We start from the raw sequence: 26,019 nt of genomic DNA on the forward strand, positions 1-26,019 counted from the left end.
CTCCGGGCGCTTCCTTCGTTTTCCACCGTACCAGACCGTTTCCGGCCCGTTCCGACGAGTGAAACTCTAGCGGAATTTCTCGGTCCGAGCCAATTCCGCAGTTTTCCCGATAAACGGCATGCCAAAGAAGAGCCATGCCGTCTCATCAGGGGTTTCGCCGCCACCGCTGTCCGCAGGGCAACTCGCAGAACGTTACGGCAGCGGCAGCCCCACTGCAAATCCGCCCCAGTGGCTCGGCCTCAGCGGCCGGCGAGGGCGTTCAGCTGCTGACGGTCCAGGCCCGTGGCCTTCTCCGCCTCGGCGGTGTCGACCGCGCCGCAGTCGAGGCCGCGGAGCAGATAGCTGCTGAGCGCCTTGGCGGTTGCCGGCTCGTCCATGACGTCCCCTCCCTGTCGGGAGACATAGGCGCTGAGGCGGGCGGCGGCCTGGTCGAGGCCCTCGCGGTAGAAGGAGTAGACCGCGGCGTAGCGCGTCGGCAGGTGGCCGGGGTGCATGTCCCAGCCCTGGTAGTAGGCACGCTCCAGCGAGCGTCGGACCAGCCGGTGGTGGAGCTGCCAGGCGTCGCGGACCTGGGCGGCGTCACCAGTCGGGATCACATTGGTGGAGCCGTCGGAGAGGCGGACGCCCGTCCCGGCCGCGGCGACCTGCATCACGGCCTTGGCGTGGTCGGCGACCGGGTGCTCCATGCTCTGGTAGGCCGCGCCCACGCCGCAGGAGGCGCTGTAGTCGAAGGTTCCGTAGTGGAGTCCGGTGGCCCTGCCTTGCGCGGCGTCGATCATGCGGGCCACGGTCGCCCGGCCGTCGGCGCCGAGGATCGACTGGGTGGTCTCGATCTGGATCTCGAAGCCGATGCGACCGGCCGGCAGTCCGGCCGCCCGCTCGAAGTCCTCGACGAGCCTGACCATGGCGTCGACCTGCTGGGTGTAGGTGACCTTGGGGAGGGTGAGCAGCAGCCCCTCCGGCAGTCGACCGCCGCCTGCGGCCAGCAGTTCGGTGAGGAAGAGGTCGAGGGTACGGATACCGCGGCTGCGGACCGCCGCCTCCATGCACTTCATCCGGATGCCGACGTACGGCGGAGCCGTCCCGTCCGCCACGGACGCCGCCACCGCTCGGGCCGCCCGTACCGCTGCGGCGTCCTCTTCCGCATCGGGGCGGGGGCCGTAGCCGTCCTCGAAGTCGATGCGCAGGTCCTCGACGGGTTCGCGTTCGAGCTTGGCACGGACCCGGTCGTAGACCTCCTGGGCGAGCTGGTCGGCGGGGCGGCCGACGATTCCGGCCAGTGTGGCCGCGTCGGGGGCGTACCGGTCGAGCAGGGCGAGGGCCTGACGTCCCCAGTCGTCGACCAGCTCGCCCACCCCCGTCCCGGCGAGGGCGTCGGCCGGGACGTACACCGTGTGGACGGGCTGACGGGTGCTCGGCTCGCCCGGGTAGCGGCGCGAGAGCTCCGCGTCGACCTCGGCGAGGGCGCCGTCGACCTCCTCCCGTACCGCGTCGGAAAGAGTCGTGCCGTACCCCGCACCGTTCGCCGGGTCGTCATGACGCGCCATCGCGTAGCCCTCCACACTTTCAACAGTTTGTTGATGCGAAGGTATCGGCGGGTCCGGAGGGCGTCAATGGGTGACCTGCGGCTGAAGGCCGGGTTCCGGCGATATCCCATTGACGTCCGTCCGTGGTCCGGGCCATCGTGCCCGGATGCCCGTCGACCCGCGCTCCGCCCTCGCCCCGCTCCGGCATCCCGCCTTCCGCCTCCTCGTCGCCGGGCGCTGGGTGAACACCCTGGGCAGCGGGGTCGCCCCCATCGCGCTGGCGTTCGCCGTCCTCGACCTCACCGGATCGGTCAACGACCTCGGGCTGGTCGTGGGCACCCGGTCGCTGTTCAATGTCGTCTTCCTGCTCTTCGGCGGCGTGGTGGCCGACCGGCTCCCGCGGCACCTGGTGATGGTCGGCTCCGGGGTCCTCAGCGCGGCCAGCCAGGCGGCGGTCGCCGCGCTCGTACTCACCCACTCGGCGAGCATCCCGACCCTGCTCGTGCTCTCCGCCGCGAACGGCACCTTCGCCGCGTTCGCGCTACCGGCCTCCTCCGCCCTGGTGCCGCAGACCGTTCCGGAGGAGCTGCGGCAGTCGGCCAACGCACTCAACAGCATGGCCGGCAATGCCGCACAGATCGTCGGAGCCTCCCTGGGCGGGGTGCTGGTGGCCGTCGTGGGCCCTGGCTGGGGGCTCGCGGCGGACTCGTTGAGCTTTCTGCTCTCCGCGCTGCTCTTCCTGCGGGTACGGGTGCCCAGGGGTTCGGCCCGGCCTGCGGAGGGCAGCAGCCTGATCGGCGAACTGCGGGAAGGGTGGCAGGAGTTCACGGCTCGGACCTGGGTGTGGGTGGTGGTGGTCGCCTTCGGCTTCATCAATGCCGCGCTGGTCGGTGCCACCTCCGTACTCGGGCCGTCGGTCGCCGACGCGACCTTCGGCCGCTCCTGGTGGGGCGGCGTCCTCGCCGCCGAGACGGCGGGCATGGTGGTCGGCGGACTGGTCGCGCTGAGGCTTCGCCCGCGTCGGCTGCTGCTGGTGGGCGTGGTCTGCGTGGCGGCCGAGGTGACGCTGCCGCTGGGACTGGCGCTGCGCGTCCCGGTCTACGCCCTCACCGTGGCCGCCTTCCTGTGCGGGATGTGCCTGGAGCAGTTCGGCATCGCCTGGGAGACCTCGCTCCAGCAGGAGATCCCGGCGGACCGCCTGGCCCGGGTCTACTCCTACGACATGCTGGGCTCCTTCGTCGCCATCCCGCTCGCCCAGGTCACGGTCGGTCCGCTGGCCTCGGCCTTCGGCGTCCGCGGCACGCTCCTGGGCGCAGCCGGAATCATCATGCTGAGCACCCTGGCCATGCTCGCCGTCCGCGACGTCCGGGTCCTGCGCGCGGCCTCGCCGGTCCGAGCCCTCCAGACCAGCACCACTACCGAGACAGCGGCTCCAGCGGCAGGTGCAACGCAGCCGGTCACTCCCCCGCTGGCCTGACCCGGAGGCGACCCTCAGCCCCTCAGTCCAAGCGAATGTGCCTGGCACTGACCCAGGCCCGGCGCAGACGCCCCCGTAGCTGGCTGCCCGTGTCGGGAATGAGCGAGAGTCCGCTCACCCGGGCGATGTGCTCGGCGACCTCGCGGACCGACAGGTGATCGGTCCACAGCTGCTCGCCGAACTCCTCACCGCGCAGTCGCTCCAGGCACACGTCGATCTTGGAGACGGCGAAGCTCTCCCTCCGCAGTGGAGCGTCCTTGCCCGCCACCAGTTGCAGGGCGTGCCCGAGGCCACGCTCCCGCAATCGTCGGAGCACGGTCTCCCGTTCGGCGAGCAGTGCGAAGTGCCGGACGTCATGCCCTCGTTCCCGCAGGCGGCCGACGGTCTCCCGGAAGTAGACGGGCTCCACCACCGTCATCGGAACGATCACGGTGCCGTCGTACTTGCTCAACGCCAGGTCCAGCACCTCGTACACGCCCTCGCGCCAGGCCGCGAGGTCCTGGAAATCCCCTCGTAGCTGCGGCGGCATCATCCGCTGCAGTCCGAATCCGACGTCTTCGGGGTCGCAGATGACGCTGCCGGGCAGCCGCCGGTGGAGTTCGTGCGCGGTCTGCGTCTTGCCGCCGCCGAAGTGGCCGTTGATCCACAGAAGCATGGGCAGACACTACGGCGGAGCAACACGCGGATCCAGGCAACACATGAAGGATCTTTCATATGTTCGGGTATCGTGGTGATCGAAGTCAACGGAGGAGGAACCGGTGAGCCCCATCCGCGAGCAGGCGCATCAGGAGCCGGGCCACGGTCATGCCGAGGGCGGCGCCCACGGCCGGGCACACGATCACGACGACCCCGAGCACGACGACAGCCACGGTCACGAAGGGCCCGGCAACGGCAGTCACGCCGGCCACAGCCACGGCGTCTCCGCGGACGCGGACCGGCGGTACCTGAAGGCCGCGCTCGCGCTGATCGCCGCCTTCATGCTCGGCGAGGTGATCGTCGGTGTGCTGGCGAAGTCGCTGGCGCTGATCTCGGACGCCGGGCACATGCTCACCGACGCCGCCTCGCTGGTGCTGGCCCTGGTGGCGATGAGCCTGGCCGCGCGGCCCGCCAAGGGCGCGCTCACCTTCGGCTTCAAGCGCGCGGAGATCCTCTCGGCGCAGGCCAACGGGATCACCCTGCTCGGCCTGGGCGCGGTCTTCACCTACGAGGCGATCCGCCGCCTGATCAGCCCGCCCTCCGTCGAGGGCGGGATCGTCCTGGTCACCGCGCTGGTCGGGATCGTGGTCAACGTCCTGGCCGCCTGGCTGATCTCCCGGGCCAACCGCAGCAGCCTCAATGTCGAGGGCGCCTACCAGCACATCCTCAACGACGCCTGGGCCTTCATCGCCACCGCCCTGGCCGGACTGGTCGTGATGCTGACCGGTTTCAACCGGGCCGACGCGATCGCGACGCTGGTGGTGGCCGGGCTGATGTTCCACGCCGGGTACGGGCTGGTGCGCGAGTCCGGACGGATCTTCCTGGAGGCGGCGCCGCCGGGGCTGGACCCGGACGCCATCGGTGCGGAGCTGGCGGCGGTGCCGGGCGTGGTGGAGGTGCACGATCTGCACGTCTGGACGATCACCTCGGGGTACCCCGCCCTGTCCGCACACGTCCTGGTCCGCGGCGACCAGGACTGCCACGCGGTGCGGCTGCGGCTGGAGCGGACCCTGCGCGACCACCACCGGATCGAGCACAGCACCCTGCAGGTCGACCACGCCACCCCGGAACTGCTCCAACTCGGCGTGCTGGGAAAGCCGGGAGCCGACGGCCCGTCCCCGGGCCACTGCGCCGACCCGCACGGAAGTTCTCACCGTCCTGTTACCTGAGCCGCCGGGCGGGCCGGGGCGGCCGATCTCCTCGCGCCGTTACCAAGCTGTAATTTTCTTATATGGTGCATATCGGTACAAAATAAGATCATCGTCTCAGCTTTGAGCTGCACACTTACGGGACGCTAAGCAGCGCACCTACTAACGTGACCGCCGCGGGGACCGTACACGCTGTTTCCAGGGCAAGCCGGAAGCTACTGAGGACCGATGACACAGAAGAAGCCGTCGAACGCCGACCGGCGCCGTATAGCCCAGGCGAAGATCGCCGAGCAGCGCCGCATCGAGGCCCGTCGCCAGCGCAGGATCACGATCGCGTGGGTCGTGGCCGGAGTGGTCGTCCTCGCCGGTGCGGGAACCGCGGCCACTTTCGCCATCTCCAGCACCAACAAGGACAACGCCAAGGCCGCGGTCGCCAAGCAGGCGTCGGACCCGTCGATCGACAAGAGCAGCAACCTGCTCGCCACCACCGCGGACCAGTCGACCGGTGACACCGTGGACGGTGTGGTCAAGAGCAACTCGATGGAGACCACGGTCTACCACATCCACGCCCACCTGCAGATCTACGTCAACGGCGTGCAGAAGAACATCCCCTACGGCGTCGGCATCATGCCCCCGTACTCGCTCAGCGGCTCGGGCTCCTCGGCCTTCGTCAGCGGCGGCAGCAAGTTCTACTTCCTGCACACGCACGACGAGACCGGCGTCATCCACGTCGAGTCCCCCAGCAAGCAGGAGTACACCCTGGGGAACTTCTTCGACCTGTGGAAGCAGCCGCTGAGCACCACCCAGGTCGGCCCCAACAAGGGCACCGTGACGGTCTTCGTGGACGGCAAGAAGTACACCGGCGACCCGACCGCGATCAAGCTGACCGCGTACGAAAAGATCCAGCTCGACGTCGGTACCGTCACCCCGTACAAGGACTTCACCTGGCCGTCGGGCTACTAGTCGGACCCGGCAGTCAGTCGGGCGAGCAGTCGACGCACCGGGCAGGACGACCGGGCAGGACGACCGAGCAGGGAGCAGCGCGCATGGACGCCGAGGCAGACGCCGAGGAGCTGGAACTCGCCGCGCTCGAGCAGGAGGCCGCGCTGCTGGAGGCCCGCGGCCGCCGGCAGCGCGGCGGGGCGGCGCGGCTGCGGCGGCTGCTCCAGCTGCAGGCCCCGGTGCTGGTGGCGCTCGCCGTGGTGCTGCTGCTGTGGGGGCGCAACGCTCCCCAGCCGGCCACGGCGGCCACCGCGGTCGCCTCGCCCGCGCTGATCGGGATGAGCAGCGCGCACCTGGACGTCCCGGCAGCCGGTGCCACCACGCTCTCCGCCTATGTGACGATCCGCAACAACGGCGGGACGCCGGACCGGCTGGTGGGCGCGTCCAGCCCGTGGGCCGGGACGATTAATCTCGTGGACGCCTCCTCGCCCGCCTCGCTACCGTGGATCACCGTCCCCGCGCACGGGTCGGTGACGCTGAAAGCCACCGCGGACCACATGCTGCTGAGCGACCTGAAGCGGGTTCCCAAGGCCGGAGACACCATCCAGCTGAACCTGAACTTCGCGAACTCGGGCACGGTGTACGTGTTCGCGCCGGTGGGTCCCGCCGACAGCCTCACCGTTCTGGACGTGGTGAACGCCATGAAGTACATGGACAAGCTGCCCCCGGAGTAGGTACGCAGCGGTGCGCCGCGCCAGGGGCCCTTCCGGGAGGTTCCTGTGCCGTCCGTCGACCGGCTGGCCGCGTTCGCCGCGGTGTCGCTGCTGCTGATCGTGATACCCGGCCCCAGCGTGCTGTTCGTGGTGGGCCGGGCCCTCGCGCACGGACGCCGCACCGCGCTGTTGTCGGTGCTGGGCAACACCGTGGGCGCGTACGTGCTGGTGGTGGCGGTGTCCATGGGGGTCGGACCGCTGGTGGAGCGCTCGGTGCTGCTGTTCACGGCGCTGAAGCTGGCCGGCGCCGGCTATCTGGTGTTCCTCGGGATCAAGGCGATCCGCCACCGGGGCTCACTGCGTGAAGCCTTCGAGGCCGACGCCCCGGCACCGCACGGCGGCCCGCGGACCGTGTGGGAGGGCTTCGTGGTGGGTGTGGCCAACCCCAAGACAATGGTCTTCTTCGCCGCCGTGCTGCCGCAGTTCACCGACCGCAGCAGCGGCCGGGTGACCATCCAACTGCTGCTGCTCGGGCTGGTGTTCACCGGTATCGCACTGGTGTCCGACAGTCTATGGGGGCTGGTCGCCTCCACCGCGCGCTCCTGGTTCGCACGCTCGCCGCGGCGGCTCTCGCTGGTCGGCGGGACCGGCGGGCTGGCCATGATCGGCCTGGGACTGACCGTGGCGATCACCGGCCGCAAGGACTGACCTAGGCACCCAGGGATCCGAGTGCCCGTCAGGGCGTGCTCTGCGCACGGGATCGGACGGCCCGTCAGCAGGCGCGCCGTCAGAGGCCGGGAATCAAGGACTGTTTGGCCGAGTCTGCACAATCCTGGAAGAAAATGCGAGCAGACTGATCACCAGTTCTTCCCATCGGCTTCACAGAAGGGTCCCGTCTGTGCCCTCAACCCCTGTGCCCTCAACCCCTGTGCCCCCATCCTCTGCGCCGTCAGCCCCCGTGCCGTCAGCCTCTGCACCCCCGACCCGCCCGTCCCGCTCCCGGCGACTGCTGGCCGCCCTGGTGGGAAGCGCCGCCCTCGCTGCGCTGCTGCCGCTCGCCGCGGCCGGCTCCGCCGCGGCCGCCGCTCCCATCTGCACGGCGCCGGCCAAGCACGCCGCCGTGGCCGCCAAGCTCTCCCGTGACATCAAGTCAGCCCTGTCAGGCCGCAGCGACCAGGTCGGCATCTCGGTGTACGACCAGAACACCGGCGTCTTCTGCACCTACAACGCCTACACCCACTTCGACTCCGCGAGCGTGGTCAAGGCCGCGATCATGGGCACGGTGCTGCGCCGGGCCCAGGAGCAGCACCGCGGGCTCACCTCCTGGGAGAGCTCCAACCTCAGGGCGATGATCACCCACTCCGACAACACCGCCGCGACCAACCTGTGGAACAGCGTCGGCCGGACCCGCTTCCAGGCGTTCCTCAACCTCGCCCAGATGCACAGCACCCACCCCGGTTCCGGCGACCTCTGGGGACTGACCCAGATCACCGCCCGCGACGAGGTGCATCTGCTGGACGCCTTCACCGACCACCACGACGCGCTCAACGCCACCTGGCGGGCCTATGCGCTGAAGCTGATGTCCCAGGTCACCCCGTCGCAGCGGTGGGGTGTCCCGTACGGGGCGCCGGGCGGGACGCTGGTCTCCAACAAGAACGGCTGGCTGCCCCGGGCCACCCACGGCTGGCGGGTGCACAGCATCGGCACGGTCACCGGCAACGGCCGCGACTACCGGCTCGCGGTGCTGACCCAGAACAACAGCACCATGTCCTACGGCGAGACCACCATCGAGCGGGTCGCCCTCGCGGTCCACCGCGACCTGGGCGGCTCCACGACCCGGGCCGCGGCCGTCTCCACCCGGGCAGCCGACGTACCGGCGCCGACCGACGGCTCGGCGCCGTTCTGAGCGGTAGCCCCCTCCGAGAGAACCCCTGCGGGAACACCCCGTCCGGCACTGCGCCGGGCGGGGTGTTCCCGTCTCCGGGCTGCACCTGTATGCTCATTTCTGCTTGAAACAAGCAATCAATGAGCAGTATTGATCAGCTGTTCTCTCTGGGGAGGGCCCGCCCACATGTCCTGGACCGCGCAAGAGATCGCCTCGCAGCCCGACTGCTGGCAGCAGGCCGTCGACCGGCTGCCCGAGTTCGCACCGCTGCTCCCCCGCCACGGCGAGCGGGTCGCCGTCGTCGGCTGCGGCACCTCCTGGTTCCTGGCCCAGGCCTACGCCGCGCTGCGGGAGACCGCGGGCCACGGCGAGACCGACGCCTTCGCCGCTTCCGAGGCCCCGCTGGGTCACGGCTTCGCCCGCCGCTACGACCGGGTGCTGGCGCTGACCCGCTCCGGGACCACCACCGAGGTGCTGGAACTGCTCGCCGAGGTGCGCGGCACGGTGGCCACCACCGCGATCACCGCCGACCCGGCCACTCCGGTCGTCGACCTGGCCGACGACCTGGTGGTGCTGGACTTCGCCGACGAGCGCTCGGTGGTGCAGACCCGCTTCCCGACCACCCAGCTGCTGCTGCTCCGGGCCCACCTCGGCGAGAAGACCGACGCCGTGGTCGCCGACGGCGCGACCGCGCTGACCGCACCGATCGCACCCGAGCTGCTGGACGCCGAGCAGATCAGCTTCCTCGGCCGCGGCTGGAGCTACGGCCTGGCCCGCGAGGCGGCTCTGAAGGTCCGTGAGACCGCCGCCTGGTGGACCGAGTCCTACCCGGCGATGGAGTACCGGCACGGACCCATCAGCGTGGCCCGCCCCGGCCGCGCCGTGTGGAGCCTCGGCGAACTGCCGGACGGCCTCGCCGAGCAGGTCGCGGCCACCGGTGCGCACCTGGAGCAGCCGACCCTGGACCCGGTGGCGGAACTGGTCCGGGTGCAGCGGCTGGGTGTCGCGCTGGCCGGGAAGCTGGGCCGGGACGTCGACAACCCGCAGCACCTGACCCGGTCGGTGGTGCTCGCCGACGCGGCAGCCGACGCCTGATGATCGTCACCGTCACCCTCAACGCCGCGCTGGACACCACCTACCGGCTCGACGCACTCAGGCCCGGAGACACCAACCGGGTCGCCTCGGTGGCCCAGCGGGCCGGCGGCAAGGGCGTCAACACCGCCCGGGTGCTGGCGGCCCGCGGCCGGTCGGTACTGGTCACCGGACTGGCCGGGGGCCCCTCCGGGCAGGCGCTGCGGGACGACCTGGACGCCTCCGGCCTGCCACACCGGCTGACACCGGTTCAGGGAGCCACCCGGCGCACGGTCGCCGTGGTGGCCGACGACGGCGAGGTGACCGGGCTCTGGGAGCCGGGACCGGAGATCAGCGCCGCCGAGTGGCGCCGCTTCGCCGAGCACGACTTCCCCTCGGCGCTGGCGGAGGCCGAGGTGGTGGTGGTCTCCGGCAGCCTGCCGCCGGGGGTTCCGGTGGACGCCTACGCGCTGCTGCTGCGCCGCGCCGCGCAGCTGGGCGTCCCGGCGGTGCTGGACGCCGACGGCGAGGCCCTGCTGGCCGGTCTGGCCGGACGCCCCGCGCTGGTGAAGCCCAACGCCGAGGAGGCCCGCCGGGCCACCGGTGCCGTCCACCCAGCCGCCGCGGCGGACCGGCTGCGGGAGCTGGGCGCCGCGACGGCGGTGGTCACCGCGGGGGCCGACGGGCTGTTCGGCAGCACCGCGGGATCGCGCTGGCACACCCCGGCCCCGCGCCGGGTGCACGGCAATCCGACCGGCGCGGGGGACGCGGCGACCGCCGCGCTCGCCATCGCCCTGGCCGAGGGACTGCCCTGGGCCAGGGCCACCGCGGACGCCGCCGCCCTCGCCGCCGCAGCCGTGGCCGCTCCGCTCGCGGGCGACTACGACCCGGCGCTCTACCGCGAACTACTCAAGGCGTCTGACGCGTACTCAGGCCCTCACCCGGGCCTTCACGCAGACCGCTGACGCACACGCAGACCTGAACCGACCTGATCAGAACAGACAGCAGGGGGCTCGACCGCATGCCGCTCACACCCACCGCCCGGATACTCCGCACCGCGGAGCGCGACGGCTTCGCCGCCGGCGCGTTCAACGTCATCCAACTGGAGCACGCCGAGGCCATCCTGGCCGGGGCGCAGCAGGCCAAGGCCCCGGTGATCCTGCAGATCAGCGAGAACGCGGTGCGGTACCACGGCGGGCTGGCCCCCATCGCCGCGGCCGTGCGGGCGGCGGCCCGGGCCTGTCCGACCCAGGCCGCCCTGCATCTGGACCACGCCACCGGGTTCGAGCTCATCCAGGAGGCCGCCGCCTGCGGCTTCGGCTCGGTGATGTTCGACGGCTCCACCCTCCCCTGGGAGGAGAACGTCGCCGCCACCCGGGAGATCACCGACTGGTGCCACGACCGCGGCCTGCTGGTGGAGGCCGAGCTGGGCGAGATCGGCGGCAAGGACGGCGCACACACCCCCGGGGTCCGCACCGACCCTGGCGAGGCGGCCGCGTTCGTCGCCGCCACAGGGGTGGACGCGCTGGCCGTCGCGGTCGGCTCCTCGCACGCCATGACGGTGCGGGAGGCGGCGCTGGACCTGCCGCTGATCGAGGCCCTGCGCGCGGCGGTCCCGGTGCCGCTGGTGCTGCACGGCTCCTCCGGGGTGCCGGACGCGACCATGGCGGCGGCAGTGACGGCGGGGATGCGCAAGGTCAACATCTCCACCCACCTCAACCGCCTCTACACCGAGGCGGTACGGGAGGCGCTGGCCGCCGACCCGGCCCTGGTCGATCCGCGCCGCTGGCTCGGACCGGCCCGGGACGCGGTGGCCGCCGAGGTGGCCCGGCTGCTGGGGGTGCTGGCGCCCTGACCCTCCGTCGGGTGCCCCGGCCTCACGGGGTCAGCAGGTAGGGGGTGGTGGTGCTCAGCGCGGCGAATCCCAGCCGCTGCAGGATCGGACGGCTCAGGTCCGAGGCGTCGACCTGCAGGTACTCGTAGCCGGCGGCGGCCGCCTCGCGGGCCCGATGGGCGACCAGGGCGCGGTAGATGCCCTTGCCCCGCCAGGCCGGCAGGGTGCCGCCGCCCCACAGCCCGGCGAAGCCGGTGCCCGGGTAGAGCTCCATCCGCGCCGCGCAGACCGGCTCCCCCTCCGCCACCGCGACCACCATGCTGAGGGTGTCGGGGTCCTCGGCCAGCCTGGTCAGCAGCCGGGCCCGCATCCGGTCGGCGCCGCCGCCGAACACCTCGGCGTGCACCTGCACCACCTGTTCCACCCCGGCCGCGTCGGTGACCCGCTGCAGCTCGACCCCCTCCGGCAGTCGGGCGTCGGTGGGCAGCCCGGCCACCGGGGCGACCATCAGCGTCTCGGTCGGCTCGGGTTCGAATCCGGCCGCGAGCAGCCGCTCACCCAGATCGGCCGGGCCGTCGTGCCCGTACAGCTTCCACTCGAACTCGCGGCCGAGCCGCTTCGCGTGGGCGACCTGCTCGGCGATGGCGGCGTCGGCGGTGGACCCGGTCAGGTCCGACCAGAGCACACCGGCCCAGGTGTCCGCCCCGCCGCCGGTCTGGCGCAGCACGTCGCCGACCCGTTCGACGACGGCGCCGGGGCTGTCGGGCGCTGCCTCCCGACGCATCCGGCGGTCGAACAGGGCGAGTACCTCGTCATGGTCCATCTTGGTCATGGCCTCTATACGACCATCGATCCCGGACCGCAGCCAACTGCTTAATCGCAGGTCAGGACGGCCGAGCGGGACCGGACCCGGCCGTCACGGCGGGGAGGCCACTTCGGACAGCACCCTAGCCGCTGAAACGTCCCTCCGTACGGACAATCGCACACTCTCCGCGTCCAGCCGGTCACTTGAGGTACCCATGAGGCGGGAGGGATGTTCCTTGCTGTTCAAACGCACCATTCCATCGCACCCCGGGGTCGGGCGGCGCCGCCCGCCCGCTCTGGCCGAACGCGTCCACGCCGCGGATGCCTTCATCAGGCAGTTCGCCGAGGAGAACCCCGACTCGGGCGATCCCGAACGCCGCCGGCGCGAGGTCCGCAGGGCGATCGAGTCCTACGGCACCTACGAGCACACCACCGACGAGCTGGTGTTCGGCGCCAGGGTCGCCTGGCGCAACGCCGCCCGCTGCATCGGCCGGCTGTACTGGCGCAGCCTGGTGGTCCGCGACCTGCGGCACCTGCGGCACCCGGACGACATCGCCGAGCAGAGCTTCGAGCATCTGCGGCTGGCCGGCAACGGTGGCCGGATCCGTCCGGTGATCAGCGTCTTCGCGCCCGACCGGCCGGGCCGCCCGGGAGCCAGGCTGCTCAGCGAGCAGCTGGTGCGCTACGCCGACGACCCCGCCAGCGCCGAACGCCTCACCCTGGCACGGAACCTGGGCTGGAAGGGCGGCAAGGAGGAGTTCGAACCGCTCCCGCTGCTGGTCCAGGCAGCACCGGACCGCACCCCCGAGTACTACGAACTCCCCGAGGACGCCCTGCTGGAGGTGGAGCTGCGGCATCCGCACCACTCCGGTTTCGCCGGACTCGGCCTGCGCTGGTACGCGGTTCCCGCGGTGTCCGACATGAGGCTGGAGATCGGCGGGGTGAGCTATCCGGCGGCTCCCTTCAACGGCTGGTACATGGGGACCGAGATCGGTTCGCGCAACCTCGGCGACAGCGACCGCTACGACCTGCTCCCCTCCGTGGCCGCACTGTTCGACCTGGACACCGCCAGCGACCGCAGCCTCTGGCGCGACCGCGCCCTGGTGGAGCTCAACCTGGCGGTACTGCACTCCTTCCACGAGTCCGGCGTCACCATGGCCGACCACCACACCGAGTCCGCGCGCTTCCTCGCGCACATCGAGCGCGAGCGGCGCAACGGCCGTGCCGTGCCCGCCGACTGGAGCTGGATCGTCCCGCCCCTGTCCGGCTCGGCCACTCCGGTCTTCCACCGCACCTATGACCCTCCCGACGCGGGGCTGCGCCCCGCACTGCTGCGGCGTCCCGCCAACGACCCCTGGGGGACGTCCGACTGAGTCCGCATCAGCAGGATCGGACCGCAGACGCGTTGGTGCATTGTGCGCCAACGCGTTTGATCTTGTTCATACCTTCATCCCCGTTTGACAGCCCATTCATCCACTGGGCACATCACGGTCTCGCAACGCATCCGGAACGGGGCGTTGACGCCCCTGACCAACTGCCGTAGAACTACCCGTGCGGTCGAGACAAGTTTCATCCTGGTGACTTATGTTAGAAACCGATCGGCCTTAACGGGCTGATCAGGTCCGTCGATTCAGGCAGCTCTCCCCAACTCCCTCCACACCCCCTCCACAGTCGTCGCCGATGGACACAGGCGCTGTGCGTTTGTGTTCCTTTTCGCCTCTCCGCATGCCACGCAGCACTCCCACCACTCATGGAGGCACCATGTCGGACGCAGGGATGTCACCAAGCCGTCGAACCCTGCTCAGGGGACTGGCCGGCGTCGCCGGAATATCCGTCGCGGGCGGACTGGTCTCCGCCTGCAGCTCCTCGGGTTCGGGCTCCGGTACACCCAGCAGCGGCAGTTCGACCGGATCGTCGGGCTCCTCGGGAGCGGTCAGCGGCACCGTGTCCTTCGGATCCAACTACTCCGACCCCGGAGTCAAGTCCGCCTTCGCCGCGCTGTGCACCGCGGCGACCGCCGCAACCGGGGCCCAGATCAAGATCAACACGGTCGACCACAACACCTTCCAGACCGACATCACCGCCTACCTGCAGGGCACCCCCGACGACCTGTTCACCTGGTTCGCCGGCTACCGCATGCAGTACTTCGCGGCGCAGGGGCTGGCCCAGCCGATCGACGACGTCTGGGAGAAGATCGGCGGCAACTTCAACGCCGCCGCCAAGGCGCTCTCCACCGGCCTGGACGGGCACCAGTACCTGGTGCCGCTGTACAACTACCCGTGGGTGGTCTTCTACAACAAGAGCGTGTTCACCGCGAAGGGCTACACCGTCCCCACCACCTGGGACCAGTACCTGACGCTGGCCAAGAAGATGAAGTCGGACGGGCTCATCCCGTTCGCCTTCGCCGACAAGGACGGCTGGCCGGCCCTGGGCACCTTCGACATCCTGAACATGCGCATCAACGGGTACGACTACCACATCAAGCTGATGAAGCATGAGATCCCCTGGACCGACCCGGGCGTGACCCAGGTCTTCCAGCACTGGGCCGAGCTGATGCCCTACATGCAGACCGGGGCCAACGGCCGGATCTGGCAGGACGCGGCGAAGACCCTGGAGCAGAAGAAGGCCGGGATGATGTTCCAGGGCACCAACCAGGTGGCCGCGCAGTACGTCACCGACAAGGCGGACCTGGCCGACCTGGACTTCTTCGTCTTCCCGGAGATCAACCCCACGTACGCCCAGGACTACATGGACGCCCCCACCGACGGCTTCATGCTCAGCAAGAAGGCCAAGAACACGGACGCGGCCAAGGCGATCCTGGAGTACATCGGCACCGGCGCCGCCGAGGCCAACTTCCTGAAGACCGACCAGTGGGACGTCGGCCTGGCCCAGGGCCTGGCCGCGCCGACCTACGACGCCATCCAGAAGAAGTCGGTCACCGAGATCGGCAAGTGCAAGTCCGTGGCGCAGTTCATGGACCGCGACTCCGACCCCGCGATGGCCAACGCGATGATCGCCATCATCCAGAAGTTCATCGACGACCCCAGCACCGGCAACATCGCCACGCTGCAGAAGAGTGCTGAGGCCCAGGCGAAGTCGATCTACACCTCATGAGCTCTGCGACCGACACGCAGGCTCTCCGGACGCGACCGGGTGGTGGTGGGGCTGCTGCTGGGCATCCCGCTGCTGCTCGACCTGGCGTTCGTGTGGTTCCCCGCACTGGCCACCGTGCTGCTCTCGTTCACCAAGTGGAACGGCGTCGGCGACCTGCACAACAAAGCCTGCCTGCCCAACGTCCCGTCCATCCTCAACAACGGCTGCCTGTACGGCATCCAGAACTACCACCAGGCCGTCACCATCTACCCGGAGTTCTGGCCGGCGGTCCGGCACAACCTGATCTGGCTGGCCGTCTTCATCCTCTTCGCCACCCCGCTGGGGATGCTGTTCGCGGTGCTCATCGACCGCGGCATCAAGGGCAGCCGGATGTACCAGAGCATCCTGTTCCTGCCGGTGATGCTCTCGCTGGCGCTGATCGGGATCATCTGGGAGTTCGTCTACTCGCAGAACCTCGGTCTGATCAACACCGTGATCGGACGCAACGGCAACAACAACGCCATCGACTGGCTCGGCAATCCGCACCTCAACCTGTGGGCCGTACTGGTGGAGGCCACCTGGCGGCAGGCCGGCTATGTGATGGTGCTCTACCTGGCCGGCCTCAAGGCCGTCGACCCCACCCTGCGCGAGGCGGCCGTCGTGGACGGCGCCAACGCCTGGCAGACCTTCTGGCGCGTGATCTTCCCGGTGATGCGGCCGATCAACGTGGTCATCATGGTGGTCACCGTCATCGAGTCGCTGCGCGCCTTCGACCTGGTCTACATCACCAACAAGGGGATCAACGGCCTGGAACTGCTCTCGGTACTGGTCACCTCCAACATCGTCGGCGAGACCCAGCGGGTGGGCTTCGGCTCGGCCCTGGGCGTGGTGCTGCTGGTGATCTCCCTGGTGCCGATCTGCATCTTCCTGTTCCAGACGTTCCGCAGTGAGAGCCGTGAGGGGCAGTCATGACCACCGACTCCAGTCTTTCGGGGAGCCTCCCCCAGGTCAGGGCCGCGCAGCCGAGCGGCGCCGGACGCCGCGACAAGCCGCGGCCCTGGGGCCAGATCGCCTCCCAGGTGTTCCTGATCAGCGCCTCGGTGCTGTGGCTGCTGCCGATCCTGTTCGCGCTCTACATCGCGCTGCGGCCGTACTCGGAGACCACCAAGTACGGCTACGTCTCGCTGCCGCACTCGCTGACGCTGAAGAACTTCACGGACGCCTGGAGCTCCTCCGGGATGCCGCACTTCTTCTGGAACTCGGTGCTGATCACGGTTCCGGCCGTGGTCATCGTGCTGGGCCTGGCCTCGGGCGTCGCCTTCGTGCTGACCCGGGTGAACCTCAAGGTCAACGTGGCGCTGCTGATCCTGTTCACTGCCGGCAACCTGCTGCCGCAGCAGGTCATCATCACCCCGCTGTACCGGTTGTACCTGCTCATCCCGCTGCCGTCGTTCCTCAGCGACAGCGGCCTGATGTACAACTCGATCACCGGCCTGGTCGTCATCAACGTCTCCTTCCAACTGGGCTTCTGCGTCTTCGTGCTGAGCAACTACATGAAGTCGATCCCGGAGGAGATGTACGAGGCGGCGCTGGTCGACGGGGCCGGCCTGTGGACCCGCTTCTGGCGGCTGACGGTACCGCTGTGCCGTCCGGCGCTGGCGGCCCTGGCCACCCTGCTGACGACCTGGATCTACAACGACTTCTTCTGGGCCATCACCCTGATGTCGTCCGGCGACAAGCGCCCGGTCACCTCGGCCCTGGCCAACCTCCAGGGCCAGTTCGTCAGTAACCAGAACCTGATCGCGGCGGCAGCCATGATCGCGGCCGTGCCCACCCTGGTGGTCTACATCCTGCTGCAGAAGCAGTTCATCGCGGGGCTGTCGCTCGGTTCGAGCAAGGGTTGACCGCGATTGCCACCGCTTCCGCCGCGAGAGCCGCCACCGGACCCACTGGACCCGCCACCACCACCAGAGCCGTTACCGAATGCGACGGGGGGCGAAAGGTGCTGCCCAGGCAGCGTCAAGGAGCGATCCTGGACGAGCTCCGTGCCAGGGGGGAGGTGGACATCGCCGAACTGGCCATGCGGCTCGGCGTGTCGGAGGCCACGGTACGACGGGACCTCGGCGTACTGGCCCGGCAGGGGCACCCGGTGCCGCTGCGCCGCGCGGCGGCCCCCGCCCCCAGGGCGGCCCCGAGCGGAACGGCCACCCACCCCCAGGCCGAACAGGAGGCCATCGCGGCGGCGGCCGCCGGGCAGGCCCGTCCGGACATGACCATCGGCCTGTCCGGCGGGACCGCCGTGCACAAGCTGGCGGTACACCTGCGCGAGCTGCCCGGTCTGACCGTGGTCACCAACTCCCTGGTCACCGCCACCATCCTGACCCGCTCGGGGCGCGGCCGGGCCCGTCCCACGGTGATCCTCACCGGCGGCTACCGCACCCCCGACAACGACCTGCTGCACGGTCCGGTGTCCGCCCTGGTGCTCCGCAGCATGCGGCTCGAACTGGCCTTCCTGGACTGCGCCGGCCTCGACGGCCCGCACGGCGCGAGCACCGACTCGCTCGCCGACAGCGACACCCGCCGCGCCCTGGTCCAGGCCGCCGCCCAGACCTGCGTCCTCGCCACCGCCGCCCAGTGCGGCCGCACCGCCCTCAGCGTCTTCGCCGGCCCCGAGGAGATCGACTTCATCGTCACCGCCTCCGCCGGCGACCCCTCCCCCGAGCAACGGTCAGTGCTCAGACAGGCCAGGGGCGCGATCTGCGTGGACCTGGGCCCGGCCTGACGCACCGCCATGGGTGCCGATTTCTCTTTTCACTGCCTTTCCATGCCAAAAGGGATTTAGGCAGCAGTAGCGGCACAGACGGGCCGACAGTGAAATCGGGCCCGGCGTGACTCTCATCCAGTTCTTGTCATATACACGTCCAGGCCCTACGATCACCGAAGAGATTCCGGGGGAACACGGGGGATTACGGGGGATTTCGGGGATTCGCTGCCTCTATGAGGCATGCCGCGCTCAATTCACCCTTTGCTGTCCTTCTCGGGATTTCGCTGCACGGGTTCAACTCCGCACTTCGCCTCGTTCGAATAGGGAGCAACCATGCACAGGTCCGAAAACCCCGATCCCGCCGCACCTTCCTCGGCCGTCAGGACCCGGGAAAAGCGTCGCGCGGCCCTCGCCGTCGGAGTTCCGACCATCTCCATCGCGGTGGTGCTGTCCACCCTCGCCTTCGGGAGCCCCGCCGCCAGCGCACGGGTGCTCGCGCCGGCCGCCTGCGTCAACGCCGTCCGCCCCGACGCCACCCCCGGCTGCGGCAGCAGTTCGGCCACGGCTTCGGCCACGGCGTCGGCCAGCGCCAGCGCCAGCGCGACCGCCTCGTCCAGCCTCTCACCCCTGCCGACCCCGAGCGCCACCGACTCCACCGTGGCCGGCGTCAGCGTCGGATCGGACGGCTGGATCTCCTACACCGACGGCCAGGCCACCGCACTCGGCGTCACCGGTTCCACGGTGACCACCATCGACGGGACCGTGGACGCCGACGGAGCCTGCAACTTCGACGAATCCGCGACGAGCACCGCGGCCGGCTCGACCTACCAGGAAGAAGTCGGGTTCAACCCGACCACCTGCCAGGACCGCATCCTCACCGGGTCCATCACCACCGCGGCCGAGGCAACCCTGGTCTCCCCCGACGACACCAACACGGTCGCCGAGTCACCGCAGACGGCGACCGACACCGAGGCTGCCGGCGACGCCGTCTCCGCGCTGGCTCCGCCGTACGACACCGCCGGCACGGCCCAGACCGACGGGGCCGACGCCAGCACGACGCACTACAGCTCCGCCCACACCAAGACCTCCTGGATCGACCCGGTCAACATCACCATCACCTCGCTCACCACCAACCTGCGGTGGCCGCTGTACGGCGCCGGAGGATCCCTGACCGGGCGCAACAACGCGTACAAGTTCAAGTACGACGGATGGTCGACCTCCGGCACGCCGTCACCGGTTCTCAGTGCCGTCTCCGGAGGCTGGACCACCAGCGCCGCCGAGACCTTCAAGAACAACGACTTCGAGTACTACGTCCTCGCCACCTTCGGCATCGCCGGCTGGGCGGCCTGCGGCTACAGCACCGCAACGGCCGTCTTCAAGCACAGCGTGCACGTCTACGGCTACAAGAGCGGTGGCTACGGCTACAGCTGGTACGACACCAGGTCCGGCGGCTGCTCGAACCTGGTGCACCACCGGGACTCGGTCGGATACGGCTGGACGTCGTAGGAATGCACCTGCCCCGCAGGCCGCACCCCTTCCGCCGCCGCACCCCGCGGTGGACGGGGGCGCGCGCCCTCATCGCTTCCGTCCTTCTGGCCGCCTCCGCCGGCTGCGCATCGGCGGTGGCTGCGCCCGGTGTCGCCGTGTCCGGCGCAGGCGCGTCCGGTTCCGCTGCGGCAGGCGCCCCGCAGCTTCCGGGGGCCGTCGCCCTCGCCTACACCGAATACCTTTTCACCGGTAATCTGAACCAGGCGAGTTCACTGGTCTTGCCCAGCGACCGAAACATCATCAAGGTCTTGTTCGCCGGGTTGGGCGCAGGCTCCTTCCGGACACAGAATCTGGCGGTCGGCTCCGTCGCCACGAAAGGCGGCGCGGCGACCGTCATTCTGACCGGAGAAATCTGCAGTTCCGGACCGGTCTCCAAGAACGGCACGAACACTGCCCGCCCCAACGAGAAGTGTCAGGACAACAAGGACCCGAAATCCGCCAATCCGGCCTTCCGGGTATCCCTCTGCGACAGCGCGCACACGTGGTACGTCTGCTTCCCCCTGCCCAGTGCGACCGGCGGCGAGGAGGCGTCCAGTACCGCCGAAGCGACTGTCTCGGCGACCCACGGCTGAAAAACCGACGGCGCGCCCCCGGGGCGCGCCGTCCCCGCCCTGCGAGGAGAGACCGTGAGTGATCCGGACAGCTCCACCGGACTGCCCCTCGATGCGGTCACCGGAGCCTTCGGCTACTCCGGCGGAGCCATCGCCGCGCAACTGCGCGCGTCCGACCGCCGGGTACGCACCCTGACCGCCCACCCCGGACGGGCGCCCGCCGGTACCGACATCGAGGTCCGCCCGCTCGACTTCGAGGACCGCCCCCGACTCACCGCAGCGCTGCGCGGGGTGGACACCCTCTACAACACCTACTGGATCCGCTTCCAGCGCGGAGCCCTCGATCACGCCACGGCCACCGCCCGGTCGCAGGTCCTCTTCCAGGCCGCTGCCGACGCCGGGGTGCAACGCGTCGTCCATCTGTCGATCACCCACCCCGGGACCGACTCGCCGTACAGCTACTTCCGCGAGAAGGCCCGGACCGAAGCGGCCCTGGTCGACACCGGTCTGCCCCACACGATCCTGCGGCCGGCCATCCTCTTCGGCGGTTCCGGCGTCCTGCTGAACAACATCGCCTGGCTGCTGCGCCGCCTCCCGGTGTTCGCCGTCGGCGGGGACGGCAGCTACCGCATCCGCGGCATCCACGTGGACGACCTGGCCCGCCTCTGCGTCACCGAGGGCGCCCGAACCGGCAACGCGGTCCTGGACGCCGTCGGACCGGAGCGCCCGACCTTCGACGAACTCGTCCGCAGCACCGCACAAGCGGTCGGCAGCCGCGCCCGCATCGTCCACGTCCCGGGCGCGCTGCTCACGCCAGTGTCCACGGCACTCGGCCTGCTGCTCCGCGACCGCCTGCTCACCACCGACGAGTACCACGCCATGTCCGACGGCCTGGCCGACACCGCCGGCCCCGCCACCGGCACCACCCCCCTCAGCACCTGGCTCCGCCAGGAGGGCCCCACCCTGGGCCGCCACTACGCCAACGAACTCACCCGCCACTACCGCTGAGGCGCAGCCCTGCGAATGTTCGGGTGCCTAGTGGCGGTGGTCATCGGCCACTCCTTGCAACCGGAGTGGTCAGTCCGTATCCTCTAATCGGAGTCACAAGTCCGATTCCAGGGTCAACGGATTCCACAGCAACGGGATGGGGACCGGCATGTGGCAGGCGGTACTACTCGCGTTCCTGGCCGGCACACTGGCCGCCAACGCGTATCCTCACTTCGCCAAGGGCATCGCGGCGGAACGGTTCCCGACCGTCTTCGGATCCTCCCCGGTGGTCAACGTGCTCGCCGGCTGGACGGGCCTGGCGCTTGCCGGGCTATGTCTTTGGGGCGCGCATCCAGTGCGGCATCCCGGCTGGGCGCTGCTCGGCATGGCCGTCGGTGCGCTGCCGATGGGTCTGTTCCACGCCACCGGCCGCACGATCGGCGCTCGCGACTGAACCCACCCCAGCCGCCAGGTCGGAACCGGCTCTTCGACAAAACCGTTGCCGGGTAAGCGATCGGACGGTGTGTCGCGGCCGGGCATAGCGCGGCCACCGCACGATCATCATGTGCTGTGTAGGGGCGGGTACGGAGACGGGTACAGCCACCGTTGATCATCGTGAGTGTGCTGCTACTAGCCTCCGCGTTTCAGCTGGGGTCGAATGAGCCGTGCTCGTCGTCGCGAGGGCGGTCGCGGATGGCTTCGCCGCCGTCGGCGAGCATGACCGCCAGGTCCACGGTCACGCGGCCGGGATCATGCCCGGTGCCGCGCGGGCGCAGTTGGCGCAGAGCGTTACTGAAGGCGCCGGTGAGGCCGGTGGAGTCGGCCAGGTCCGCGAGCAGGCGCGAGCCAGGGTGGCTGACCACCCCGCGGCCGTCGGACGAGACTATGAGCTTGGGACGTGACCGAGGGGCGTGCACGCAGAGATTGCCTTCATGCCGGTACTACGGAGACCTTGGAAGGGCCCTATCGTCCCAGTTCAGAAGGCATTGTTACTTTTTCGATCATGATTCGGGCACAGCTGCGGGCGTGCGGCGCGGGCTAATAGTGGCGGCTTCGGTTCGTGGTGTGGTCGTCCGGTTGTGCGGACCACTGGAGGAGGAAGCGCAGTGCTTCCTGGGAGGGGGAGTGTGGTGGGGCCGTGTAGGCGACCAGTTGCTGGTCGGGCTGTGTGTCGACGCCGAACTGCTGGACGTCGAGGGTCACGGTGCCGATGACCGGGTGGCGGTAGGTCTTGGTGAGCTGCCTGGGCCCGCGGACCTGGTGGCTTGCCCACCAGGTCCGGAAGTCCGGGTCCCGGACGGTGAGTTCGCCGACCAGGGCGGTGAGCGCCCGGTCGTCGGGGTTGCGTCCGGCCTCCATCCGCAGGACCGCGACGCACTCGCGGGCAGCACGTGGCCAGTCCGCGTACAGGGACCGGTAGGCGTCGTCGAGGAAGGTCAGCCGGATCAGGTTGCGCTCAGGTGCGGGAAGTGCGGCGAAGTCGGTCAGTAGGGCCGCCGCGCCCCGGTTCCAGGCCAGCACGTCCATACGCCGGTTGAGGACCATGGCGGGGATGTCGTGCATACCGTCGAGCAGCTGCTGAAGTTGCGGGTCGACCCGCTGCCCGGCGGGCTGTCGGGCGGGGGCGGCCTGCGTGACGTCGGCGACGGTGAACAGGTACGCGCGTTCGTCCGCGGCGAGTTGCAGTGCGTCGGCGAGGGCGTCGAGGACCGGGCGGGAGACCCGGCGGGTCCGGCCCTGTTCCAGTCGTACGACGTAGTCGATGCTCACGTGTGCGAGCTCGGCCAGTTCCTCCCGGCGCAGGCCTGGTACCCGGCGCAGGCGGCCGTCGTCGGGAAAACCGCAGCAGTGCGGGTCCAGGGCGGCGCGGCGGGCGCGCAGGAACTCGCCCAGGTCATTGCCGCCTGGAGGACTGCCGGGGTTTTCCATGGTTCCCAGTGTCCGGCAGACTGCAGCCGCGTGCCTGGTACTGGTCTGCACAGGCAGGACCCTCCCTGGCATCTCGTTCCGGGCGGCGCGACGGTGGTGGAGGTGGCCGACGGACTCGATGCGGTCACCGGATCCCGCTCCAGGAGCGGGCCCGCCCCCTTCCCTGACCGGAGAGCACCACCATGAAGACGGACGTCACCTTTCCCAGCGCCGGCCTGAAGCTCGCAGGCCACCTCTACACCCCCGACAACGACACCGGCGGCCCCCGCCCCGCGATCGTGGTGGGGCATCCCGGCAGCGGTGTGAAGGAACAGGCCGCCGGCCTGTACGCGCGGCGCCTGGCCGAGCAGGGCTTCGTCACCCTCGCGTTCGACGCCGCCTACCAGGGCGAGAGCGAGGGCGTTCCGCGCGGCCTGGAGGACCCGGCCCACCGGGTGGAGGACATCAAGTCCGCGGTCTCCTTCCTCACCACCCGCGACGAGGTCGACCCCGAACGCATCGGGGCGCTGGGCATCTGCGCCTCCGGCGGGTACGTGCTTCCCGCCGCCGCCACCGACCACCGCATCAAGGCCGCCGGCACCGTCAGCGCCGTCGACATCGCCCGCCAGTTCCGCCTGGGCGCTGACGGTGCGCAGGACCCCGCCGTCATCCAGGGCATGCTCGACGCCGCTGCAACCGCGCGTACCGCCGAAGCCCATGGCGAAGGTGTCCCGAGCTTCCAGCTCTTCCCCGACACCGCCGAGCAGGCCCGCGCCCTGGGCGGCCGACACAGCGTCGAGGGCTTCGAGTACTACCGCACCGACCGCGCCCGACACCCACGCTCAGCGACGTCCCTCACCTGGTCCAGCGTCGACCGCATGACCACCTTCGACGCCTTCGGCTTCGTCGACCTGATCGCGCCCCGCCCGCTGCTTATGATCGTCGGAAGCGAAGCGGTAACGTCCTGGATGGCCGTGGAGGCGTTCCAGCGCGCTCGCAGCCCCAAAGAACTGCACTGGATCGACGGAGCCAGCCACGTCGACCTCTACGACAAAGAGCAGTACGTCAGCCCCGCAGTCTCCAAGCTCACCGACTTCTTCAAGATCCACCTGGCCAAGGCCAAGTAACCCGGCCGTCCTGAGCACCACAGCACAGCGGCGCAGCCACGAGGCGGCTTGCAGCGGCGCCACTGGCATGAGAGCGGGGATGCCGAGCCCGGAACCCGCACCCGGAAAGTGCCTCTGAGTTCGGGCTGTACAGACCTCGGGCAAGCCTGATCGTCAAGGTCAGAAGGTACTTCTGCTTCCCCAATACGTTCCGGACACAGTCGCAAGTGAAACGAGCAGGCTAGCGGGTCTGCGATCGCCGATCATGGAACCCCGAAGGGACGGCCGTCATGGTGCTTGGAAAACTGGTGAAGCTGCGGCCGATGGAGCCGTCGGACGCCGATGCGTTGTGGCGCTGGAACCACGACCCCGAGGTGATGCGCTGGATGCAGGACGGATACGCCCAGCCGCTGGCTCAGGTCAGGAAGCGGTTGGAGGAGCGGCCGAGGAACTCGTACGGCGACCTGCTGCTGGGGATCGAGACCATTGAGGAGGCCCAGCTCATAGGCCTGGTCCACGTGGGCGACGCCGAGCCCGAGACCGGATGCGCCGAGCTCGACATCTACCTCGGCGAGAAGGATTACTGGGGACGCGGCTACGCGACCGACGCCATGCGGACGATCTGCCGCTACGGCTTCGAGAAGATGCGCCTGCACAAGATCGTGCTGACCGTCGTCACCGAGAACCACGCCGCCCACCACATCTACCAGAAGGTCGGATTCGTCGACGAAGGCCGACTGCGCCAGGTCTTCCGCCGCGACGGCCAGTGGTACGACGTGTTCACCATGGGCCTGTTGGAGGGCGAACTCCGCGACTGAGCCCTACGGGCGGACCCGAACTGACGCGGCGTTCTCGTCCGCCCAGCGTTGGCTCCAGGCGTTCAGCGGGCGGAGTGCGTCGACGAGGTCCTCGCCGAGTCGGGTGAGTTGGTAGCCGTCACCGTGCATGGTCAGCAGGCCGGCGTCGGTCAGTTCGTTGAGCCGGGTGTTGAGCACGCTGGAGGACATGCGCTCGCATCGACGCTGCAACTCGCGGAAGCCCGCCGGGGACTGGCTGAGCTCCCACAGGATGCGCAGCGCCCAGCGCCGCCCGAGGAGGTCGAGCGCGGCCATGACGGGACGGCCCGACTCGGACCCTCGCACCGGTACGCCCGGCCGCGGCGTTCTGCTGTCCATGCACCCATCCTTGCGCTTCGGTTGTCGAAGCAGCATAGTGCTTCGATAACCGAAGCAGAGGAGAGGTGCATGCCGCGCATCGAACCGCTCGAACCGCCGTACTCCACGGAGATCGGCCAAGCCCTCCGCAGATGGATGCCGCCCGGCGTGGCGCACGAGCCACTCGCACTGTTCCGGGTGCTGCACCGCAATCCGGAGCTGGCCTCCCGCATGTTCGCCGTGGGCTCCGGGCTGCTGAGCCACGGCCTGCTCCCCGCTCTCGACCGGGAAATCGTCATCGCCCGGACGACCGCCCGCGCCGGCTGCTCCTACGAATGGGGCGTGCACGCCGCGGGCTTCTCGCGCCAGGTCGGACTCGGCCCCGAACAGCTGCGGGCGACCGCCGACACGGACCCGACAACCAACGCCACCTGGCAGCCACGGCATGAGGCACTGCTGCACGCTGTCGACGAGCTGCACGACACCGCACACCTCTCGCACGAGGCCTGGGCCGCCCTGCGGAACCACTACGACGAGGCCCAGCTGCTGGAGTTCCTGGTGCTGACCGGCTGGTACCGGACCATCAGCTACCTGGCCAACGGCCTCCTCCTCGACGAGGAATCCTGGGCCACCCCGTTCCCGCCCAGCTGACCTCGATCAACAACCGATCGTCAATTTGGAGCACTGACGTTTCCCTCTTGGGGGTGATGGTGGGGGTTGGGGGTGGTGGGGGAGAATGGGGTTATGGACGCCCTGGTCTTCGGGGGCGAGGCGATGGTTGACGCGGCGTCCGGTGCTGGCCCTTCGGTCGG

Annotated in this window: 26 protein-coding genes and 1 pseudogene; 21 read left to right on the forward strand and 6 right to left on the reverse strand. The window is 69.8% G+C overall.

Annotation, left to right across the window (positions count from 1 at the left end; all coding sequences use genetic code 11):
- Positions 1–239: 239 nt before the first annotated feature.
- Positions 240–1,547 carry a DUF6986 family protein gene (locus IF29_RS0139910; protein ID WP_030266971.1) on the reverse strand — a complete coding sequence of 436 codons (1,308 nt, stop codon included), beginning with the start codon at positions 1,545–1,547 and terminating at the stop codon, positions 240–242.
- Positions 1,548–1,692: 145 nt separating this feature from the next.
- Here IF29_RS0139910 and IF29_RS0139915 point away from each other — a divergent pair, with 145 nt between their 5' ends.
- Positions 1,693–3,003, forward strand: coding sequence for an MFS transporter (locus tag IF29_RS0139915; RefSeq protein WP_051726654.1), 1,311 nt, complete (start codon positions 1,693–1,695; stop codon positions 3,001–3,003).
- A 22-nt stretch (positions 3,004–3,025) separates the two neighbouring features.
- Here the strand turns inward: IF29_RS0139915 and IF29_RS0139920 are convergent, their stop codons facing one another.
- Entirely contained in the window at positions 3,026–3,658 is a 633-nt protein-coding gene (locus IF29_RS0139920; RefSeq protein WP_030266976.1) for an AAA family ATPase, read from the reverse strand.
- Between the two features lie 112 nt (positions 3,659–3,770).
- On the opposite strand from IF29_RS0139920, the gene IF29_RS0139925 reads away from it, so the two are divergent.
- From IF29_RS0139925 to IF29_RS0139960, 8 genes are all read left to right on the forward strand, one after another.
- The gene (locus tag IF29_RS0139925; RefSeq protein WP_030266978.1) at positions 3,771–4,868 is read left to right on the forward strand and encodes a cation diffusion facilitator family transporter; all 1,098 of its coding nucleotides are present in this window, start codon (positions 3,771–3,773) and stop codon (positions 4,866–4,868) included.
- Positions 4,869–5,075: 207 nt separating this feature from the next.
- Positions 5,076–5,810 carry a hypothetical protein gene (locus tag IF29_RS0139930; protein WP_030266982.1) on the forward strand — a complete coding sequence of 245 codons (735 nt, stop codon included), beginning with the start codon at positions 5,076–5,078 and terminating at the stop codon, positions 5,808–5,810.
- 83 nt (positions 5,811–5,893) lie between these two features.
- Complete coding sequence (locus IF29_RS0139935) at positions 5,894–6,523, forward strand: copper chaperone PCu(A)C (RefSeq protein WP_030266984.1); 630 nt, start codon at positions 5,894–5,896, stop codon at positions 6,521–6,523.
- Positions 6,524–6,568: 45 nt separating this feature from the next.
- The gene (locus IF29_RS0139940) at positions 6,569–7,210 is read left to right on the forward strand and encodes a LysE family translocator (RefSeq protein WP_030266987.1); all 642 of its coding nucleotides are present in this window, start codon (positions 6,569–6,571) and stop codon (positions 7,208–7,210) included.
- A 250-nt stretch (positions 7,211–7,460) separates the two neighbouring features.
- The gene (locus IF29_RS0139945; protein WP_232242862.1) at positions 7,461–8,408 is read left to right on the forward strand and encodes a serine hydrolase; all 948 of its coding nucleotides are present in this window, start codon (positions 7,461–7,463) and stop codon (positions 8,406–8,408) included.
- A gap of 165 nt (positions 8,409–8,573) precedes the next feature.
- Complete coding sequence (locus IF29_RS0139950) at positions 8,574–9,482, forward strand: SIS domain-containing protein (protein ID WP_030266991.1); 909 nt, start codon at positions 8,574–8,576, stop codon at positions 9,480–9,482.
- Positions 9,482–10,423, forward strand: coding sequence for a 1-phosphofructokinase family hexose kinase (locus tag IF29_RS0139955; protein ID WP_030266994.1), 942 nt, complete (start codon positions 9,482–9,484; stop codon positions 10,421–10,423). The genes IF29_RS0139950 and IF29_RS0139955 overlap by 1 nt, the downstream gene beginning before the upstream one ends.
- 56 nt (positions 10,424–10,479) lie before the next feature.
- The gene (locus IF29_RS0139960; RefSeq protein ID WP_030266997.1) at positions 10,480–11,313 is read left to right on the forward strand and encodes a class II fructose-bisphosphate aldolase; all 834 of its coding nucleotides are present in this window, start codon (positions 10,480–10,482) and stop codon (positions 11,311–11,313) included.
- 22 nt (positions 11,314–11,335) lie between these two features.
- Here IF29_RS0139960 and IF29_RS0139965 read toward each other — a convergent pair whose 3' ends face one another.
- Positions 11,336–12,115 carry a GNAT family N-acetyltransferase gene (locus IF29_RS0139965; RefSeq protein WP_030266999.1) on the reverse strand — a complete coding sequence of 260 codons (780 nt, stop codon included), beginning with the start codon at positions 12,113–12,115 and terminating at the stop codon, positions 11,336–11,338.
- Positions 12,116–12,392: 277 nt separating this feature from the next.
- Between IF29_RS0139965 and IF29_RS0139970 the strand changes: the two genes are divergently transcribed.
- The 9 genes from IF29_RS0139970 (at position 12,393) to IF29_RS0140010 (ending at position 21,493) form a co-directional block, all read left to right on the forward strand.
- On the forward strand, positions 12,393–13,469 hold the full coding sequence (locus IF29_RS0139970) for a nitric oxide synthase oxygenase (RefSeq protein WP_269665116.1): 1,077 nt from the start codon (positions 12,393–12,395) through the stop codon (positions 13,467–13,469).
- Positions 13,470–13,872: 403 nt separating this feature from the next.
- Entirely contained in the window at positions 13,873–15,210 is a 1,338-nt protein-coding gene (locus tag IF29_RS0139975) for an ABC transporter substrate-binding protein (RefSeq protein ID WP_051726655.1), read from the forward strand.
- Between the two features lie 3 nt (positions 15,211–15,213).
- Positions 15,214–16,161, forward strand: a complete 948-nt coding sequence (locus IF29_RS0139980; protein WP_051726656.1) for a carbohydrate ABC transporter permease — start codon at positions 15,214–15,216, stop codon at positions 16,159–16,161.
- Positions 16,158–17,093: a carbohydrate ABC transporter permease gene (locus IF29_RS0139985; RefSeq protein WP_051726657.1), complete on the forward strand. Its 936-nt coding sequence runs from the start codon at positions 16,158–16,160 to the stop codon at positions 17,091–17,093. The genes IF29_RS0139980 and IF29_RS0139985 overlap by 4 nt, the downstream gene beginning before the upstream one ends.
- Positions 17,094–17,191: 98 nt before the next feature.
- Positions 17,192–17,971 carry a DeoR/GlpR family DNA-binding transcription regulator gene (locus IF29_RS0139990; protein WP_037598541.1) on the forward strand — a complete coding sequence of 260 codons (780 nt, stop codon included), beginning with the start codon at positions 17,192–17,194 and terminating at the stop codon, positions 17,969–17,971.
- Between the two features lie 315 nt (positions 17,972–18,286).
- Positions 18,287–19,459: a hypothetical protein gene (locus IF29_RS0139995; protein WP_157624179.1), complete on the forward strand. Its 1,173-nt coding sequence runs from the start codon at positions 18,287–18,289 to the stop codon at positions 19,457–19,459.
- A 2-nt stretch (positions 19,460–19,461) separates the two neighbouring features.
- On the forward strand, positions 19,462–20,073 hold the full coding sequence (locus IF29_RS0140000; RefSeq protein ID WP_030267018.1) for a hypothetical protein: 612 nt from the start codon (positions 19,462–19,464) through the stop codon (positions 20,071–20,073).
- Positions 20,074–20,127: 54 nt separating this feature from the next.
- Positions 20,128–21,060 carry an SDR family oxidoreductase gene (locus IF29_RS0140005; RefSeq protein ID WP_030267020.1) on the forward strand — a complete coding sequence of 311 codons (933 nt, stop codon included), beginning with the start codon at positions 20,128–20,130 and terminating at the stop codon, positions 21,058–21,060.
- Between the two features lie 148 nt (positions 21,061–21,208).
- Positions 21,209–21,493 carry a hypothetical protein gene (locus tag IF29_RS0140010; protein ID WP_063757734.1) on the forward strand — a complete coding sequence of 95 codons (285 nt, stop codon included), beginning with the start codon at positions 21,209–21,211 and terminating at the stop codon, positions 21,491–21,493.
- A 232-nt stretch (positions 21,494–21,725) separates the two neighbouring features.
- Here IF29_RS0140010 and IF29_RS0140015 read toward each other — a convergent pair.
- Positions 21,726–21,956: pseudogene (locus IF29_RS0140015) on the reverse strand (IS1380 family transposase); the annotation flags it as partial.
- Between the two features lie 121 nt (positions 21,957–22,077).
- Positions 22,078–22,968, reverse strand: coding sequence for a helix-turn-helix transcriptional regulator (locus IF29_RS0140020; RefSeq protein WP_030267030.1), 891 nt, complete (start codon positions 22,966–22,968; stop codon positions 22,078–22,080).
- Between the two features lie 182 nt (positions 22,969–23,150).
- Between IF29_RS0140020 and IF29_RS0140025 the strand changes: the two genes are divergently transcribed.
- On the forward strand, positions 23,151–24,074 hold the full coding sequence (locus IF29_RS0140025) for an alpha/beta hydrolase (protein ID WP_030267040.1): 924 nt from the start codon (positions 23,151–23,153) through the stop codon (positions 24,072–24,074).
- Positions 24,075–24,343: 269 nt separating this feature from the next.
- Complete coding sequence (locus IF29_RS0140030) at positions 24,344–24,871, forward strand: GNAT family N-acetyltransferase (RefSeq protein WP_030267043.1); 528 nt, start codon at positions 24,344–24,346, stop codon at positions 24,869–24,871.
- 3 nt (positions 24,872–24,874) lie between these two features.
- Here IF29_RS0140030 and IF29_RS0140035 read toward each other — a convergent pair whose 3' ends face one another.
- Positions 24,875–25,228: a winged helix-turn-helix transcriptional regulator gene (locus IF29_RS0140035; protein ID WP_030267046.1), complete on the reverse strand. Its 354-nt coding sequence runs from the start codon at positions 25,226–25,228 to the stop codon at positions 24,875–24,877.
- Positions 25,229–25,297: 69 nt separating this feature from the next.
- On the opposite strand from IF29_RS0140035, the gene IF29_RS0140040 reads away from it, so the two are divergent.
- Complete coding sequence (locus IF29_RS0140040; protein ID WP_030267049.1) at positions 25,298–25,858, forward strand: carboxymuconolactone decarboxylase family protein; 561 nt, start codon at positions 25,298–25,300, stop codon at positions 25,856–25,858.
- The last annotated feature ends 161 nt before the right edge of the window (positions 25,859–26,019 follow it).

Origin of the sequence: Streptacidiphilus jeojiense (assembly GCF_000719095.1) — a bacterium.
Lineage (GTDB): Bacteria > Actinomycetota > Actinomycetes > Streptomycetales > Streptomycetaceae > Streptacidiphilus > Streptacidiphilus jeojiensis.